General features: G+C 38.4%; 16 protein-coding genes. 14 read left to right on the forward strand and 2 right to left on the reverse strand.

The features are described 5' to 3' along the window. The first annotated feature begins 5 nt into the window (after nt 1-5). From RNZ41_RS04805 to RNZ41_RS04855, 11 genes are all read left to right on the forward strand, one after another. Nucleotides 6-1,094, forward strand: coding sequence for a glycosyltransferase (locus tag RNZ41_RS04805; RefSeq protein WP_314027728.1), 1,089 nt, complete (start codon nt 6-8; stop codon nt 1,092-1,094). A gap of 518 nt (nt 1,095-1,612) precedes the next feature. Then, nucleotides 1,613-2,152, forward strand: a complete 540-nt coding sequence (locus RNZ41_RS04810; RefSeq protein WP_314027729.1) for a hypothetical protein — start codon at nt 1,613-1,615, stop codon at nt 2,150-2,152. After that, on the forward strand, nt 2,149-3,003 hold the full coding sequence (locus tag RNZ41_RS04815; protein ID WP_314027730.1) for a glycosyltransferase family 4 protein: 855 nt from the start codon (nt 2,149-2,151) through the stop codon (nt 3,001-3,003). Before RNZ41_RS04810 ends, RNZ41_RS04815 begins: the two co-directional genes overlap by 4 nt. Beyond that, nucleotides 2,954-3,394: a glycosyltransferase gene (locus RNZ41_RS04820; RefSeq protein ID WP_314027731.1), complete on the forward strand. Its 441-nt coding sequence runs from the start codon at nt 2,954-2,956 to the stop codon at nt 3,392-3,394. The genes RNZ41_RS04815 and RNZ41_RS04820 overlap by 50 nt, the downstream gene beginning before the upstream one ends. A gap of 72 nt (nt 3,395-3,466) precedes the next feature. Continuing rightward, complete coding sequence (gene asnB / locus RNZ41_RS04825) at nt 3,467-5,419, forward strand: asparagine synthase (glutamine-hydrolyzing) (RefSeq protein WP_314027732.1); 1,953 nt, start codon at nt 3,467-3,469, stop codon at nt 5,417-5,419. Between the two features lie 132 nt (nt 5,420-5,551). Next, a complete protein-coding gene (locus RNZ41_RS04830; RefSeq protein WP_314027733.1) occupies nt 5,552-6,703 on the forward strand; it encodes a hypothetical protein in 1,152 nt (383 codons plus the stop codon). After that, nucleotides 6,700-7,836, forward strand: coding sequence for a glycosyltransferase family 4 protein (locus RNZ41_RS04835; protein WP_314027734.1), 1,137 nt, complete (start codon nt 6,700-6,702; stop codon nt 7,834-7,836). The genes RNZ41_RS04830 and RNZ41_RS04835 overlap by 4 nt, the downstream gene beginning before the upstream one ends. A 1-nt stretch (nt 7,837) precedes the next feature. Further along, nucleotides 7,838-8,437 carry a sugar transferase gene (locus tag RNZ41_RS04840; RefSeq protein ID WP_314027735.1) on the forward strand — a complete coding sequence of 200 codons (600 nt, stop codon included), beginning with the start codon at nt 7,838-7,840 and terminating at the stop codon, nt 8,435-8,437. Nucleotides 8,438-8,439: 2 nt separating this feature from the next. Continuing rightward, nucleotides 8,440-9,090 (forward strand): acetyltransferase, encoded by a 651-nt coding sequence (locus RNZ41_RS04845; protein WP_314027736.1) that lies wholly within the window; start codon nt 8,440-8,442, stop codon nt 9,088-9,090. Between the two features lie 44 nt (nt 9,091-9,134). Next, nucleotides 9,135-10,349 (forward strand): DegT/DnrJ/EryC1/StrS family aminotransferase, encoded by a 1,215-nt coding sequence (locus RNZ41_RS04850; RefSeq protein ID WP_314027737.1) that lies wholly within the window; start codon nt 9,135-9,137, stop codon nt 10,347-10,349. 14 nt (nt 10,350-10,363) lie between these two features. After that, nucleotides 10,364-11,800: a capsule assembly Wzi family protein gene (locus RNZ41_RS04855; RefSeq protein ID WP_314027738.1), complete on the forward strand. Its 1,437-nt coding sequence runs from the start codon at nt 10,364-10,366 to the stop codon at nt 11,798-11,800. Nucleotides 11,801-11,871: 71 nt separating this feature from the next. Here the strand turns inward: RNZ41_RS04855 and RNZ41_RS04860 are convergent, their stop codons facing one another. Further along, nucleotides 11,872-12,648, reverse strand: coding sequence for a ferredoxin--NADP reductase (locus tag RNZ41_RS04860; RefSeq protein ID WP_065252743.1), 777 nt, complete (start codon nt 12,646-12,648; stop codon nt 11,872-11,874). A gap of 177 nt (nt 12,649-12,825) precedes the next feature. Here RNZ41_RS04860 and tsaA point away from each other — a divergent pair, with 177 nt between their 5' ends. The 3 genes from tsaA to RNZ41_RS04875 all read left to right on the forward strand — a co-directional run bounded on the left by tsaA (nt 12,826) and on the right by RNZ41_RS04875 (nt 15,501). Next, nucleotides 12,826-13,557 (forward strand): tRNA (N6-threonylcarbamoyladenosine(37)-N6)-methyltransferase TrmO, encoded by a 732-nt coding sequence (tsaA, locus tag RNZ41_RS04865; protein ID WP_314027739.1) that lies wholly within the window; start codon nt 12,826-12,828, stop codon nt 13,555-13,557. Between the two features lie 188 nt (nt 13,558-13,745). Then, nucleotides 13,746-14,138, forward strand: coding sequence for an MCR_0457 family protein (locus RNZ41_RS04870; protein ID WP_314027740.1), 393 nt, complete (start codon nt 13,746-13,748; stop codon nt 14,136-14,138). Between the two features lie 223 nt (nt 14,139-14,361). Further along, on the forward strand, nt 14,362-15,501 hold the full coding sequence (locus RNZ41_RS04875; RefSeq protein ID WP_314027816.1) for a D-alanyl-D-alanine carboxypeptidase family protein: 1,140 nt from the start codon (nt 14,362-14,364) through the stop codon (nt 15,499-15,501). 67 nt (nt 15,502-15,568) lie between these two features. On the opposite strand, the gene RNZ41_RS04880 is transcribed toward RNZ41_RS04875, so the two are convergent. Beyond that, nucleotides 15,569-17,419 (reverse strand): sensor histidine kinase, encoded by a 1,851-nt coding sequence (locus RNZ41_RS04880; protein ID WP_314027741.1) that lies wholly within the window; start codon nt 17,417-17,419, stop codon nt 15,569-15,571. Nucleotide 17,420: the final 1 nt, after the last annotated feature.

The following is a 17,420-nucleotide window of genomic DNA, read 5'->3' on the forward strand; positions in this document are numbered from 1 at the left end:
TTTTAATGAAAATTTTATATGTAATTACCGGACTAGGTCAAGGCGGAGCAGAACGTGTAGTTTGTGATTTAGCAGATAAAATGTATGAAAAAGGGAATGATGTTAAAATTGCTTATCTGACGGGAGATATTTTAACAAAGCCTCGTTACCAAGAAATTGAATTAATCAAAATTAATTTAAATAGTTTGCGGTTATTTCCTCTTGCTTATATTAAACTTTCTAAAATAATTAAGAATTTTGAACCAGATGTTGTTCATTCCCATATGGTACACGCTAATATTTTTACGCGCCTTGTTCGAATCACTACTTCTATAAAGAAACTTATTTGTACTGCACATAATAGTGATGAAGGTGGGGGATTGAGAATGCTTGCGTACAGGTTTACACATAATATAGCTGATCTAACTACTAATGTTAGTAATGAAGCAGTACAAGCATTTATCAAAAAAAAAGCAGTGCCACACTCAGATATCATCACAACATATAATGGAATAGATCTGAGTAGGTTTTTTTATAACTCGGAAGCCAAAAATAAAATTCTGAATGAACTTAATATAAATACAAATTCTTATTTGATTCTAGCAGTAGGACGTTTTAGTGAGCAGAAGGATTATCCAAATTTATTGCATGCTTTTAAAACTTTAAAAAATAAGAGTCTTGGAGATATTAAATTAATTGTTGCTGGGGATGGGGAACTACGTTCAGAAATTGAAAAAATTATTGATGAATTGGGTTTAAAGCAAGATATTCATTTATTAGGAAGACGCAGTGATATCCCAGATTTAATGAGTGCTGCAGATTTATTTGTATTATCATCTAAGTATGAAGGATTCGGTTTGGTTGTTGCTGAGGCAATGGCATGTAAGACATTAGTCGTTGCTACAGATTGTGGTGGAGTTGCTGAAGTTTTAAATAATAATCAATTTTTAGTACCTCCATCAAACTCAAATGTATTAGCAGAAAAAATGTATTATGCCTTGACCCTCTCTCAGGAAGAAAAAAATAAGAATATTATAAAAAACCTATGTCATATAGAAAAAAATTTTTCATTAGAAAAAATAATTGAAAAATGGATATATATATATGATAAATAATATTTTAAAAAGAGTATCAAATAAAGCTTTGTTTTTGTGTATTGTTTACTTGGTTTTTTTAAAGGTTTTTTTTATTTTTTAATAAAAAATGATTATATCTCTTTTAGGTTGGGTGGCGGTAACGACGCAGATTATTATCATGATTACGTCGTAGGTCATGTTGATGTTGCAGTAAATATTTGGCCTGTCATTCTAAGGTTTTTTAATGATATGGGTTTCTATTCTCGTGATGGAATTTCGTATTTATTTTTATTGATAAATTTATTTTTAATTCCTTTTTTAGTGGGTAAATTATCTGGTCTTAATTTCCAAAAAAGTCAGAAGTATTACCTTTATAGTTTTCTAGTGTGTCTAATCTATCCTACACTTTTTTTCTATACATTCGATGTCTACCGTGATGTATTTATGGTGCTCACCTTTTTGGTGGGGTGCTTAATTGTTAAAAAGTCTTTAAATAGTGACAACTTTATTGTTTTTTCATTTTTTTATATACTTGCTATTTTAATGGGATTTTTTTAATGGCTTTGCGTCCTTATTTAGGGTACGCATTTTTACTGGCTTTAGTTTTATGGAAAATTAAGCTCACAAAAAAACGTATTTTTTTATTTGCTATTTTATATTTCTTTGCATTATTTATAGCAAACTATATGGGCATTCTTGAAAGATTAACAGAATATCGTTCTGGTTTTGAGGAAATTAAGGGCGGCTCTACATTAGGTTTAGACTTCTCTAATCCCGTAATGTTTATCCCTAATTTTATTCTAAGTACATTAGGGCAACTTTTCGGCTTATATATTACTAACCCCTTGGCTATAATTTTGCTTTTGATAGAAACTTTCCCTTTTTTTATGATGCTGAAATATGTAATTAAAAATATTAAAATGGCAGATAGTTTTATACGATTTTTGTTAATATTTTTTGTAATTTATGGAAGTGTTTGGTTAATTGGTAATGACAATTTAGGTACAGCCGTAAGACTACGTATGTATAATTATTTTGCTATTTACATCAGCTTTTTTTATATTTTGAATTTGAAAAAACAACAAGGGATTAAGTGAAAATTATTATTATTGGTACTGTTGCCTCTAGTCTTTACACTTTTCGTAAAGATTTAATTTTATCTTTAATTGATAGAGGCTGTAAAGTTTACGCCTTCACTTCGGATAGTGATGAAAAAGAACTTACTAAAATTTCATTATTAGGTGCGATCCCTGTATTTTATAAACTGAGTCGTGGCGGTCTTAATCCTTATGAAGATTTATCTAACACGATAAGTCTTTATAAAAAAATCAAAAAAATCCAGCCTGATATTGTCCTTAGCTATTTTATCAAACCTGTCATCTATGGCACGCTCGCTGCCAAGCTTGCTAAAGTACCTAAAAAAATCGCCATGATAGAAGGCTTGGGTTTTGCCTTTACCGAGCAGCCAGAAGGTTACTCAAAAAAAGCCAAAATTGTACAGCGAGTACAAGTCTCTTTATTTAAACTGGCTTTACCATTCGCCGATAAAATTATTTTCCTTAATCCTGATGATGTTAAGGATTTACTATACACACACAGTATTCCTGTTCGACATTATGAGGTATTGGGTGGAATTGGGTTAAAATTAGACGACTATCCTTATCAGCCTGTTAACCCAAAAAATGGTAAAATAAACTTCTTATTTATCGGTCGTTTGCTCAAAGAAAAAGGGATTTTTGATTTTATTGAAGCGGCAAAAATTGTCAAGCAGCGATATCCAAATACCAAATTTACTGTACTTGGTAGGACAGATGCTGATAATCCAGGGGCATTACACGCTGACCAAGTGCAGGAGTTAGTAGCCACTGGACTGATTGATTACCCAGGGCAAGTGTCGAATGTCGTGGATTGGCTCGCCAAGTACAGTCAAGTATTTAGAAACTATTAAAGAGCCTTTACAGCAACTGGCAAAAAAAATTGAATATAAACTTCGTGTAATTGGAGCCGAATTCAATTTACCTGATGTACAAGTTGAAGGTTTACCTTGGTCTGAAGCCACTGAAGTAGAAAATATTGCCAATGCTGATATTGGCATAATGCCTTTGCTAGACTCCCCATGGGAGCGAGGTAAGTGTGGTTATAAGCTAATTCAGTATATGGCTTGTAGTTTACCTGTTATAGCAAGCCCTATTGGAGTTAATAATGAAATCGTTGAAGATGGTATTAATGGTTATTTAGCGAATAATGCTTTGCAATGGCTCGAACAATTAGAGTCCTTGTTGCTGGATGCTAATTTGCGCCAACAAATGGGATTAAAAGGTCGCGAAAAAGTTGAATAAAATTATAGCTTACAAGTAACAGCACCAAAATTGGCAATCTGGCTGAAAGAAGCCGCTCTAGGAAATTAATGTATGTGTGGATTAGCGGGGTTTTTAACGTTAAGTGGAGCATTAGAGAGTGATGAATTTAAGTCAATTCTCAAATGCATGACGGATACTATCATCCAAAGAGGACCTGATGCAGAGGGTTATTGGATAAATGAAGAACAGGGAATTGCTCTAGGGCACCGAAGACTATCTATTTTAGAATTGTCTAAAGCCGGGGCACAGCCAATGCAATCAGCTTGTGGACGTTACGTAATCGTCTACAATGGAGAAATATATAATCATTTGGCACTACGTAACGAGTTAAAAACTACTAGTCAATGGCGGGGTAATTCTGATACTGAAACCTTGTTAGAAGCTATTAGTCAATGGGGGGTGAGTAGAGCACTCCAACGCTCAAATGGCATGTTTGCATTTGCGCTATGGGATAAAAAGGAGAAAAAACTCATTTTAGCTCGTGACCGTATGGGGGAAAAACCATTATATTATGGTTGGCAAGGAGAGGGAAAGTATATAACTTTTTTATTTGGTTCGGATTTGGCAGCTTTAAAACGTCATCCAACTTTTATTAATGAAGTCAATAGAGATGCTTTAGCTCTTTATATGCGACATAATTGTATACCAGCACCTTATTCAATTTATAAGAATATCTATAAGCTACCGCCCGCTAGCATATTGGAGGTATCCTTACAAGATCGACAACCAAAAATCCAAAATTATTGGTCATTGCTGGAAGTGGCGGAAAATGGTGTTAAAAATCCTTTTAATGGAACAGAAACGGAAGCTGTAGATGAGCTTGAAGCAGTTCTTAAAAAAGCAGTTAATCAACAAATGCTATCAGATGTTCCTTTAGGAGCATTTTTATCTGGTGGTATAGATTCATCAACTATAGTTTCTTTGATGCAAAGTCAAAGTTCGCGACCAGTTAAAACGTTTACTATCGGGTTTAACAATGATGACTATAATGAGGCTGAGCATGCTAAAGCAGTGGCTAAACATTTAGGAACAGAACATACTGAGTTATATGTGACCCCACAGCAAGCTTTAGACGTAATTCCAAAGCTACCTAAACTGTATAGTGAGCCATTTGCCGATTCTTCACAAATTCCAACTTTTTTGGTCAGCCAACTAGCTCGCCAACATGTGACGGTTTCTCTATCTGGAGATGCAGGTGATGAATTATTTGCTGGTTATAATCGTTATATTCAAACACATAACCAATGGAATAAACTATCCTATCTACCATTGCCTTTACGTAAAACATTAAGTAAGTGTATTCATGGTATTGCACCAAAGCAGTGGAATACCTTAATTAATCCCTTACAAAAGACACTACCTCAATCATTACAACTATCAAATTTTGGGGAAAAGATACATAAGGCAGCAGGAGTTTTATCATCCAAAGATATCGAGGAAGTATATTTAAAATTAGTAACCCATTGGCAACCTAACGAAATTGTTTTAGGCGCGACAGAGCCAAATACGTATCTATCAGGTAATATGCCCAATATAGACCGATTGAATTCAGTAGAACGTATGATGTTTTTAGATTCAATTACTTACTTACCAGATGATATTTTAGTTAAAGTGGATCGTGCTGCCATGGGTGTATCTCTTGAAACTAGAACTCCTTTTTTGGATCATCAAGTGATTAATTTTGCTTGGCAACTACCATTTGAGTTAAAGCTGAAAAATGGAGTAGGGAAATGGGCTTTAAGAGAAGTTTTGTACCGATATGTTCCAAAAGAATTGATAGAACGCCCAAAAATGGGATTTGGTGTACCTATAGATACTTGGCTTAGAGGTCCATTGAAAGATTGGGCAGAGGAATTGTTAGATGAAAATCAGCTACGTCAACAAGGTTTTTTTGACCCTCTACCTATAAGGCAAAAGTGGCTTGAGCATTTAAGTGGAAGACGTAATTGGCAACATCATCTATGGGATGTATTAATGTTTCAAGCTTGGTTGGAACAGCAATAATTTTTTAAATTTACAAAAACAAGCTCTAAAAATTATTGTTAGTCTAATCCAATACGTTAATTTGGGTAAAAGATTTATGAAATATAGAATCACAGTGATACTATATAAAACGCTTTTTTCGAGAGTTTTAAAATGTTGTCTAGTTCTCCTTTTCAAATTATTGGCGCCTTTCTAGTTTTCTTATTTGGTCTATTTATAATATGGGGCATACGAACTTATTTTAAATCTACTTTAACACGTTCTTCTCTGGTTTATATCTGGCATACTTTATTATGTTTGGTTTATTTTTGGTATGTTTTTGAGAAAGGGGGCGATGCAATTGGTTATTTTGTCAGAGCGACAGTGTATGGTTACGATAATAAAATTGGCTTTGGAACAGTAGGCGTTGATTATTTGACGACTTTATTGGTACAAGGGTTAGGATTATCATTTCTTGGATGCTTCTTAGTATTCAATATTTTTGGTGCAATCGGGCTCTTGGCATTTGATTCAATTTTGCGTCAAACAACAAAAGACAGCTCTTTACGTATTAAACGTTTAGCATCTTTAATTATTTTTTTACCATCAGTAAGCTTCTGGTCATCTGCAGTAGGTAAAGACAGTATTTCTTTTATGGCCACTTGTCTTGCATTATGGGCAGCAATTAATTTTAAGAGACATATATTCTTATTTATGTTTTCAGTGTTAGCCATGGTATTAGTCCGTCCTCATATCGGGGGAATTATGATTGCTGCTTTTGCTTTAGCCTTTATATTTGATAAACATGCTTCCATCTTTCAACGAATATCAATAGGTAGTATAGCTGTTATAGCCACTGGCATTGCAATCCCATTTGCCCTTCAGTATGCTGGATTAGGTGGGGCTGGAAATACAGCCGATGTTCAAGCTTATATTGAAGGACGGCAAGGTTATAATACGGAAGGGGGTGGTGGTGTTGATATTCGCTCCATGAGCTTACCAATGCAAATGTTTACTTACTTGTTTAGACCTTTGCCTTTTGAAGCTAATAGCGTTTTTGCGTTAGCTGCTTCAATTGATAACATTATTTTACTATATTTGTTTATTATCGGTAGTAGGGCGTTACTCAAGAAGGCGAAACCTTCTTTGCAAGTGAATCGTGCTTTTTTATGGATTTATGCGTTCATGACGTTAATCATTCTCTCGATGACTACAGCAAATTTAGGTATTGCGATGCGGCAAAAATGGATGTTTGCACCAATGTTTATATTTTTACTAATTAGTGTAATTGGAAGTCATTCAATGAAAGATAAGGATAGACTATGAAATTTTTACTTATTTGTAGTTTTTTACCCTCCATTATCAACTTTCGAGGCAAACTCCTTGAAGCCATCGCCGCTAAAGGCTACGAAATACATATTTTAGCCCCTGACACCGACCAATTCCAAGAAGATTTCCAGACACTTACCCAACTTGGCTATCACATACACAACATCCCAATGCAACGAGCCGGGACAAACCCAATAGCTGATGCCAAAACTCTAAAAGTTTTATATACCACTATTAAAGCCATTAAACCCGATTATGTACTCAGCTACACCATCAAACCAGTGATTTATGGCACACTCGCCGCTAGAATGGCAAAAGTGCCACATATTTTCGCCATGATTACTGGCCTGGGTTATGCGTTCCAAACGGCAGACAATCAAGCACCATCAACAACCCAAAAACTGATTTACTCACTCTACAAAAAAGCCTTGCCAAATTGTGAAAAAATCATCTTTCAAAATCCCGATGATTTAGCGCTGTTTAGACATTTACGACTCATGCCCAACAATTTCCCAACAGTTCTAGTCAATGGCTCTGGCGTTAACCTAACACATTTTGAGGTCATAGACTTACCACGTGATCAACAAGGGAATGTTAAAATCTCATTCTTACTTATTGCTAGACTGCTTAAAGATAAAGGCGTGGTAGAATATATTGAAGCTGCTAAAATTATCAAGCAACAATATCCCAACATTGAATTTCACCTTGTAGGTTGGATGGACGAAAACCCAAACGCCATCACGCAGGCACAACTTGATGACTGGGTCAGCCAAGGCATCGTCAAGTTTTGGGGCAAGCTTGCCGATGTCCGTCCTTCCCTTGCTGAATGTTCTGTTTATGTACTACCATCCTACAGAGAAGGAACGCCACGTACAGTCTTAGAAGCGATGGCAATGGGTCGAACTATCATTACAACGAATGCTCCAGGTTGTAAAGAAACCGTTGTTGATGGTGTGAATGGATTTTTAGTGCCCGTTAAAGCAGTGAAACAACTTGCTGATGCTATGGAAAAATTCATATTAGAGCCTAATTTAGTTATAGAAATGGGTAAAGCCTCTCGTAAGATAGTGGTTGAAAAATTTGATGTTAATAAAGTGAATCAAACTATGCTAATCGAAATGGGATTATGACATGCTAAAACGTGCCTTTGATATCGCTGCTTCTACTTCTGCGCTTGTGGTGCTATCGCCTGTACTCGCTATTACGGCGTATAAAGTCAAAAAAGAACTGGGCTCGCCTGTGCTATTTCGCCAAACTCGTCCAGGCTTGCATGGCAAGCCGTTTGAGATGATTAAATTTCGTACTATGAAAGATGCGACTGATAAAGAAGGTAACGCGCTGCCAGATAGTGAGCGCCTGACTGACTTTGGTAAAAGACTGCGTGCCAGTAGCCTTGATGAGTTGCCCGAACTTTGGAATGTGCTAAAAGGGGATATGAGTTTGGTTGGTCCTAGACCTTTACTCATGGAATATTTACCTTTATATAGCGCTGAACAAGCCAAACGTCACAACGTGCGTCCAGGGGTAACAGGTTACGCACAAGTCAATGGTCGCAATAGCTTGAATTGGGAAGATAAGTTCAAGCTTGATACCTGGTATGTTGAGCATCAATCATTGTGGTTAGATATGAAAATCTTGCTAAAAACCGTCAAAAAAGTCATTATCAAAGACGGTATTAGTGCCGAGGGTGAAGCAACGATGACAAAGTTTACAGGTTCACGGGTGATTTGACGATGTCACAATTAATTGGTATCTATGGTGCAAGCGGTTTTGGCAAAGAAGTCATGCCATTAGTTAGACAACAATACCCGCAACTCAACCAAGAAAATTTCGTGTATGTTGATGATGGCGACAAGCTTGACAAGCTTGATGATTATAAAGTATTAAATTATCAACAGTTTTTGCAACACTCTGCAACTAAAAAGTGCATAACCATCGCAATCGCTAATAGCCATGTCCGTGAAAAACTGAATGCCAAACTTGTACAAGATAATATTGAAATTATTAATGTAATAGCCAATAACGCTCTACAATATGACAACATCACTATGGGTAAAGGCAGTATTATTTGTGGTTTTGTTCACCTGACGTCCAATATCAAAATTGGAAAAGGTTTTCATGCTAATATTTATAGTTATATTGCCCATGATTGTGTAATTGGTGATTTTGTTACTTTTGCGCCACGGGTTAGTTGCAATGGTAATGTGCATATTCATGATCATGCTTATATTGGAACAGGCGCCGTGCTACGTCAAGGCACACCAGATAAGCCATTAATAATTGGTAAAGGCGCTATCGTTGGCATGGGTGCCGTCGTCACTAAAGATGTACCCGCTGGCGTAACTGTCGTCGGCAACCCTGCAAGACCTTTGATTAAAAACTAAAAAAAATCGTTAACTTCATTTTCAAAAATATGAGAATATAAAACATGTTAAACACCCAATTTTCCCCTTGGCCTAGCTTTAGTCAAGAAGAAGCCGATGCCGTGTCACAGGTGCTATTATCCAATAAAGTCAACTACTGGACGGGCACAGAATGTCGAGAGTTCGAAAAAGAATTTGCCGTATGGGTAGGGACAGATTACGCAGTGGCATTGGCAAATGGCACATTGGCACTCGATGTTGCGTTACAAGCCATGGGTATTGGCGAGGGTGATGAAGTGATTGTCACGCCACGTAGTTTTATCGCCAGTGTTTCAACCGTGGTTAATGCTGGCGCGATGCCGGTGTTTGCAGATGTAGATAACAATACGGGTAATGTTTCTGCCACGACAATTGCACCAAAAATCACCGACAAGACCAAAGCCATCATTTGCGTGCATCTAGCTGGCTGGCCTTGCGATATGGATGAGATTATGGCACTTGCCAAGCAGCATAACCTATGGGTCATCGAAGACTGTGCCCAAGCGCATGGCGCCAAGTACAAAGGTAAACCAGTGGGTAGTATTGGTCACGTTGGTGCTTGGAGTTTTTGTCAAGATAAAATCATGACCACAGGCGGCGAAGGTGGCATGGTCACGACCAATGACAAAGCATTATGGCAAAAAATGTGGGAGTATAAAGACCACGGTAAAAACTACGATAGCATTTATCATAAACAACATCCACCGGGTTTTCGCTGGTTGCATGACAGCTTTGGCACCAATTGGCGCATGATGGAAATGCAAGCGGTGATTGGTCGTATTCAGCTTAAAAAAATGGCTGAGTGGACCAACATTCGTACACAAAACGCCAAGATTTTGCGTGATGCTCTAACACAGTTTGCAGGTGGGCAACAATTTTTACGCATACCAGATATAGAATTTCACCAAGTCATGGGTAGCGATTCTGTCCATGCGTATTATAAATACTATGTGTATGTGAGACCTGAAAACTTGCCAGAGAATATCAATCGAGATAGTATTTTAAATGCGCTTAACGAGAAAAAAATTCCTTGTTTCTCTGGCTCTTGTTCAGAAATTTATTTAGAAAAAGCATTTGACAATCATCCATCGCGTCCCAACGCGCGGTTGACAGTTGCTAAAGAATTAGGGGAAACCAGCTTGATGTTTTTAATCCACCCGACATTGACAACAAATGAAATGCAAACGATTGCGACTACCACGGTTGATGTACTAACCAGTCTATTCAATGCCAATACATAAACTGCGAGTCTCATATGACAAATAAAACGGTTAAATATCTCTCATTGGGCGTACTACTTGGACTTTCGCAATTAAGTCAGGCAGGTCAATTAGTTCAAATTGATAGTGAGCTACGCCAAACACTTGAGATTTTGAAACTCAATGGTGTGCTAAATGTTGATATATCAACTTGGCCGATTAGTTCAGAAGCCATACAGACCGCCTTAAGCCAAGCACAGCCCAAATCAGACAATGATAAACTGTTATTGAATCAAGTTAAACAAAAGCTTGCAGCCAACGATGTATCCAAGCTACAAATAGTGAGCAACGTGAATGGTGACGAGCGGGCTGTGTTCAGTGGATTTAATACAGAAGGCAATACGGTGACGCCTTTGGGTGTTAGTATTTCTCATAGTCATGCAGGCGATAACATTGATTACAAAATTCAAGGCACCTTAAATGTCGAAGATGATGAGCCTAGCAAATTATCTAATCTTGATGGCAGCTATATCGGCACGAAATTAGGCAATCATCGCCTTGCCTTTGGTAGTATTCCGGTATGGTGGGGCAACGGCGTTGATGGCAGTTTAATTCGCAGTGATGCGGCTAGACCTGTCACGGGCTTTTTAATGCAGCGCGCCAATAATAGCCCCATTAATTTTCCTGTATTATCGAAACTGGGTAATTTTAATTACCAAATTACTGCCGGTCAATTACAAGACTATAAAGCAGAGCCTCACACTAAATTGATTGGCATGCGGGCGAGTTTTGAGCCGCATGAAGCGTTTCAAATCGGCGCTTCGCGTTCCTTGATGTGGGGTGGCGATAATAAGTCTGAAAGCCTAAAGTCTTTAGGTAAGGCTTTAATCGGTAAATATGATAATGGCGGCGAAGATGAAGATCCTTCAAACCAAATCGCAGGCATCGATGCACAGCTAAATTTAAAACCGTTGGTAAACCTGCCGGTGAGTATCTATGGTGAATTTATTGGGGAAGATGAAGCAGGGGGTTTGCCAAGTAAAAAGGCGTATTTGGCAGGTTTAAAAGGTACGATTCCGCTGTTGCAGCAACCTTGGCTCTGGCATGCAGAATGGGCGAATACTTATTATGATTTAGACAAAACCAATATTATTTATGGTCACTCAATATATACAGATGGTTATTATCAAAAGGGCTTGCCGCTAGGTCATCCGATTGGTGGGGATGGTGAAATCATTAGTGTGGGGCTATCAGGTAATATTAACGCTAACAACCAGCTCGGGTTAAAATACGCCAACGCCAAAGTCAATCAATCTAATCAAGTGATTAATTCAGCCTTTGCCACCAAGCAGGACTTGGATATTGTCGAAGCCGATTGGAAACATAAATATAATGACAAAACCTCGGTTAAACTGGGTATTTGGGGTAAAAAAGACAGCATCAGCGATGATAAAGATGCGGGTGGTAATTTGGTGTTAGAGTATAGCTATTAATTTTTAGTCATAAAAAAGAGCCGTAAGGCTCTTTTTTATGATTTTACTGTTCAAATTCTATTGCTCAACTTTTACTGTTCAACAAAGGCGCGTTCAACCACATAATCACCCGTACCACCCATACGAGGCGATGGTTTAAGACCAAATTCATCGAGTAGTGCTGCCACGTCTTTATTCATAGATGGACTACCACAAATCATTGCGCGGTCATCGTTTGCATTGATGGGTGGTAATCCGATGTCTTGGAATAACTTGCCTGATTTCATTAAATCGGTCATACGCCCTTCATTGCGAAACGGCTCACGCGTGACGGTGGGGTAATAGATGAGTTTATCTTTAACGTATTCACCCAGTAGCTCATCTTCAAACAAGTCTTTTTCAAACATCTCACGGTAGCCTAGCTCACTCACATAACGTACGCCATGCACCACGATAACTTTCTCAAAACGCTCATACACTTCTGGGTCACGGGCAAGGGACAAAAATGGTGCCAACCCTGTACCCGTTGCTAGCATATACAAATGCTTGCCAGGATTTAGGTCATCAAGCACCAGGGTGCCAGTGGGTTTTTTACTCACCAATAATTTATCACCCACTTTGATATGCTGTAAAATAGACGTCAAAGGACCATCTTGGACTTTGATAGAATAAAATTCGAGCTCTTCATCATAGTTGGTGCTGGCAATTGAGTAGGCACGCATCAAAGGTTTTCCATTGACTTCCAGACCAATCATGGCAAATTCACCATTCCTAAAACGTAAACCTGCATTACGGGTAGTTTTTAGGGTAAATAATGTGTCATTCCAATGATGCACATAGGTAACGGTTTCTTCATAAAATTTTGACATAGCGCCCAACCTTGTATTGGTCATAAATAAAAATAAAACTGGATAAAGAATAAAAATAGCGGGTTAATATTGACATTCTGGGGCGATATGATAGCAAATTTTTGATGATTTAGTCGAATTTGGGCGTAAAAAAATGGCATAATCATAGTTTAAAATATCATATTTTAACGACCCATTATGTTACCACAACAAATTACCCTGCCGATTATCGGCATTGTGAACTCCCCGCTTAAGCAAAAGTTTGGCACGCCTCGCCAGCCCAATCTTGTCGATATCAACGCTACTATTAGCATGTTGCCGCCCTATAATGTGCTCAGTGCTTTTGAAGGCATTGCGCAATTTAGTCATCTTTGGATTATATGGCAATTTCATCAAAATCGAATCAATCCCAATCAGTCAAATTTTCAGCCAACAGTCCGTCCACCGAGACTTGGTGGCAACCAAAAGATAGGGGTTTTTGCCAGTCGAAGTATGTATCGACCGGCAAATATTGGATTATCAGTGGTCAAATTTTCGCATATTGAAAACACTGAGGCGGGTTTGAGGCTGCATATCATCGGCGGTGATATGGTAGATGGCACACCAGTCATTGATATCAAACCGTATTTGCCTTATAGCGATAGTATCGATGATGCGATTGCTGGGTATGCCAGCCAAAAACCCATCATCAAGTCGGTGCATTGGCATCCAGATTTATTGCAAGGTTTATCGCATATTGCAGTAAAAGGTCAGCTCAAGCCAACAGATTGGCAAACCATCGAGCAACTCATTGCCCAAGACCCTAGACCTGCGTATCGACAACAAGCGCTTAATACCCCATTTGTCATGCGTTATCAGAATGTTGATGTTCATTTTAGCCAGATAGCAGAGAGTGTTTTGCAAATTCAAGCGATTGAGCTATTAAACTAGGCCGTGTAAACTAGGCCGTAACATGGATAATGCCGAATTTTTTACCTAGTAGTATATTGCTACACTGTTTCAAAAAAATTTACTTGTTCACAAAATACTGACTATATAGCGTGATTATTCGCTATATTTTTTTTGATTATTTAGTATGATATGGGCTGTATTTTACTTAGATAACGTTAGGACACCGTATGATTAAACTGGGCAACATCAGTCAAGCTATGATAGGCATGCTGTTAATGGGCGTCACCGTGAGTGGTATCGCTGAAGATAAAAATAACGATACTATCGCAATCGATATGTCAGAATTATCGACCACCAAAGAAGAAGTGGCGGTTTTACAAGTGTTGTCAGAAATCTGCCCACCCATGCTTAATAAATCACAAGAAACAGGGTTTAACACCGCTTATAATGTCGAGCTAAAAAAATTAATGCCGACCATCAGCGATCCTCGTTTAGCGGTGCAGTACTTATCCTCTCAGCAAGATTACAAGCAAATTTTGAATGAAACTCGCCAATGGACACTCAGTTATCCAAAAGCGGAGAATCTTGAACTGTGCAAAGACCTTGCCAACAGTAACTAATAATTTAAGTCAACCTAGGCTATCCACCCCCTAACTGGTTTAGGGGGTTTTATGTATGATAAATCGTTGATTTTTAGACCGAATACAGTGTTGAATCATGATATTTTTTGCTAATATAGGCAATTTGTTTTACCAAGCGTCCAAGCAAACAGGTCGCATTTGATTTGAGCCAAGAGTGAGTGAGATGAAAGCAATCGTAATACCGCAATATACCCAACGTCTGATGGTCGGCACCTTTGTCGCCGCCAGCTTTTTTGCCACAACTGTACAGGCAAATGCTGCCATACAACAGCCTGAACTAGACAATTCTGCTTTTATCCTAATTGACTATGATACGGGTACGGTATTGGCTCAAAAAAATGCCGCTCAGCCATTCCCACCCGCATCATTGACCAAGATGATGACCAGTTATATCATTGAGCAGCGGCTGCTATCAGGGGCATTAAAAGAAAACGAACCCATCCTCATGACCCCAGAAGCGTGGTGTAAAGGCTCAAGTGAAGAGTCTTGTATGTATGTCCCTGTCAATACAACCGCCCCTGTGATTGATATGTTAAAAGGTATTATTATCCAATCGGGTAATGATGCGTCAAAAGCGATGGCACAGCACATTGGCGGTAGCGAAACCACGTTTGCAGATTTGATGAATGAAGAAGCCAAAAAAATTGGCATGACCCATACCCATTTTATGAATGCGACCGGTATGCCACAAGAAGGCCATCAAGCGTCTGCCGAAGATTTGGCGAAGCTAGCTCAAGCGATTATTAAGAACAGCAAAAAGTATTATCCCATCTATAGCCAAAAACAATTTACTTATAACGGCATCACCCAGGGCAACCGCAATGCGCTGTTGTTCACTGATCCAACGGTAGACGGCCTAAAAACAGGACATACCGACGAAGCAGGTTACTGCCTAGTAGCATCGAGTAAACGCGGTGATATGCGTCTGATTTCAGTGATTATGGGTACTAAAAGCGTGCAAGAGCGCGCAGACCAATCGCGCAACTTACTCAACTGGGGATTTAGTAACTTTGCTACTAAAATTGCCGCCCCTGCCCAAAAAAGCTACGGCAGCGTGCCAGTCAACTTCGGTGCTGTCGATAAAGTCAACGTCGTCAGCAAAGGCAATTTACAAGTACTAGTGCCAAAACTGGATCAAGAAAAAATCAGTACTGTGGTCAATTTGCCAGCCGATGTTAAAGCGCCGTTAGCGCAAGGTCAAGAAGTGGGTAAACTGGTTGCTATGCTCAATGGTAAACCTGTGGCTTCTGTCCCATTGGTCGCTGAAACCCAAGTTCAAGAAGCTGGAATTTTTAAACGTATGTGGCAACATATCGTGGTGTTTTTTAAAGGTTTATTTTAATTTACAAAAAAAATTACAAAGAGAAAAACCCTTCACATGAAACGAAGGGTTTTTTTTAACTCAAATTTTAACTCAAAATATGGGACAGCTCTTTAATATATTGATCGAGTCGCTCGTCTATTACTTCTTTTTTGACAAAATAATCAACCCCCGCTATTTTTAGCAGTTCAATGGTATGCGGATTTAACGCTTTGCTGTCATAAACACAAATAATGGTGACTCTGCCTTTTTGTTCAAGCTCACGAAATTTGCTGACAAAGTCTAATATCACTTGATAATGAATATTTCGGGAGATAAACAGCGCATCCACCGTATGAGAGGACAAATAATCTTCAAGAAGTTCGCTACTGGTAAACGTCTCAACTTTAGCACCGGCATTTTCCATGCGTTTGGCTTTTTCGAATAAATCTTCATAGTGATACCAAACAACAATATGTTTATTTATCAATAAATTGCGCTCATAATTGTGTTTCCAATCTTTTAGCAGTAACGATACCTGAAAATTGCTACCCACATCAGGTTCGCTAGTAACTGTGATGCTGCCTTTCATCAGTGCTAACAGTTTTTTCACCAAAAATAATCCCGCAGAATTATTTGAGGAGGTATGCTTTATTTCAGGATTAATTTGGAAAAAAGGTTCAAAAATCTGCTCTAAATGTTCCTTGGCAATGCCTATACCGGTATCTTCAATCTGCAACGTCCACCGTACTTGCGTTTGTAAATGTTGCAACTGCGAGGTGATTGTTATGCTGCCTTTATCGGTAAATTTAATCGCGTTTTCTACCAATGAACTAATAATTAGGGTGATTTTTTGAACATCGCCTTCTAGGACATAGTCGGCATGATAAGGCTTTGCCTTTAACGTAATATTTTTCTCGGCAGCCAGAGGCTGATAATCATTGACAATTTGGGTGATTAACCCCGTTGGACTAAATTGGTAGGCACTGACGCCTGTTTGACCTTTATCGATACGGTTAATTTGGATGATTTGATCAAGCTTAGCATTTAAATCATCTTTGCCCAAAGTAATAATTTCAACGGCATCTTTTTGCTCAGCGCTGATATATTGATTGTGTAATAGCTGTAGACCCGATTCGATACGACTCACGGAGGATTTGAATTCATGAATCAAAATATTTTCAAATTTTGAGCTATGCTCAAGCTGCTTATATTGGCTGTCTTCAAGGGCATTTTTTTCTTGGCGAAGGGTGTTGATTTGGGCAATTTGTGCCTTGCGCTTGTTGAGCAAATACATCAAGGCTTTTTCAAACACCCAAGCCTCATTACTTTTTGGTAGCTGATACGCCTCTACCTGTGAAAACTCATCTTGCAAAATTTGATGGCTTAAATTTTCAAGTTTCGGCAAACGATTGGTTAAATTTTGCACCTTCTGCAACACAAACCACAAATTTAGCAGCGCAATAAATGATAGCACCAGTACTAACGGTAAATGTTGCCAAAACCATTGCTGGCGAATAGTTTGTAGGTCAAGGGTAAGATTACTATAGCCAATTAGCTGGTCGACTTTAGTGTTTCTTTGATTGGGCGTTAATTTTAACAAATTGATTTTAACAGGTTCGCTCAATCCGTAATAGCGCTCAAAAAGCACTTCAGTGACTTTAATCGGACGGGTGGTCGGATGCTGCTGCTGATCAAATGGAAAAAACACAATGCTTTCGTACTGCGGCATTTCGCTTAACAGTTTGTCAATGCTAGCGGTTGTCACACTGTTAGGACTGCTGGCAATAGACTGGGCAAGTAGATAATTTATCTTACTGGCCTGTTTGATTTCAGATTGCACGGTTTGGGTCAAGTCGACTAAGGTATAAATCGCAAGGCAAATAAATAAAACCAATAAAAAGGGTATCGCAATGATACGCTTTACCCCAATTTGATAACCTAAAGTGTTCTGTACCATT

The organism is Moraxella sp. DOX410 (assembly GCF_032248735.1).
Lineage (GTDB): Bacteria > Pseudomonadota > Gammaproteobacteria > Pseudomonadales > Moraxellaceae > Faucicola > Faucicola tetraodonis.

Coding starts and splice junctions, on each gene's coding strand:
- RNZ41_RS04840 (WP_314027735.1), top strand. CDS start 7,838: ATGCTAAAACGTGCCTTTGATATCGCTGCTTCTACTTCTGCGCTTGTG.
- RNZ41_RS04820 (WP_314027731.1), top strand. CDS start 2,954: ATGTCGTGGATTGGCTCGCCAAGTACAGTCAAGTATTTAGAAACTATT.
- RNZ41_RS04855 (WP_314027738.1), top strand. CDS start 10,364: ATGACAAATAAAACGGTTAAATATCTCTCATTGGGCGTACTACTTGGA.
- RNZ41_RS04845 (WP_314027736.1), top strand. CDS start 8,440: ATGTCACAATTAATTGGTATCTATGGTGCAAGCGGTTTTGGCAAAGAA.
- RNZ41_RS04810 (WP_314027729.1), top strand. CDS start 1,613: ATGGCTTTGCGTCCTTATTTAGGGTACGCATTTTTACTGGCTTTAGTT.
- RNZ41_RS04875 (WP_314027816.1), top strand. CDS start 14,362: ATGGTCGGCACCTTTGTCGCCGCCAGCTTTTTTGCCACAACTGTACAG.
- RNZ41_RS04870 (WP_314027740.1), top strand. CDS start 13,746: ATGATTAAACTGGGCAACATCAGTCAAGCTATGATAGGCATGCTGTTA.
- asnB (WP_314027732.1), top strand. CDS start 3,467: ATGTGTGGATTAGCGGGGTTTTTAACGTTAAGTGGAGCATTAGAGAGT.
- RNZ41_RS04850 (WP_314027737.1), top strand. CDS start 9,135: ATGTTAAACACCCAATTTTCCCCTTGGCCTAGCTTTAGTCAAGAAGAA.
- RNZ41_RS04830 (WP_314027733.1), top strand. CDS start 5,552: ATGTTGTCTAGTTCTCCTTTTCAAATTATTGGCGCCTTTCTAGTTTTC.
- RNZ41_RS04880 (WP_314027741.1), bottom strand. CDS start 17,419: ATGGTACAGAACACTTTAGGTTATCAAATTGGGGTAAAGCGTATCATT.
- RNZ41_RS04860 (WP_065252743.1), bottom strand. CDS start 12,648: ATGTCAAAATTTTATGAAGAAACCGTTACCTATGTGCATCATTGGAAT.
- RNZ41_RS04835 (WP_314027734.1), top strand. CDS start 6,700: ATGAAATTTTTACTTATTTGTAGTTTTTTACCCTCCATTATCAACTTT.
- tsaA (WP_314027739.1), top strand. CDS start 12,826: ATGTTACCACAACAAATTACCCTGCCGATTATCGGCATTGTGAACTCC.
- RNZ41_RS04805 (WP_314027728.1), top strand. CDS start 6: ATGAAAATTTTATATGTAATTACCGGACTAGGTCAAGGCGGAGCAGAA.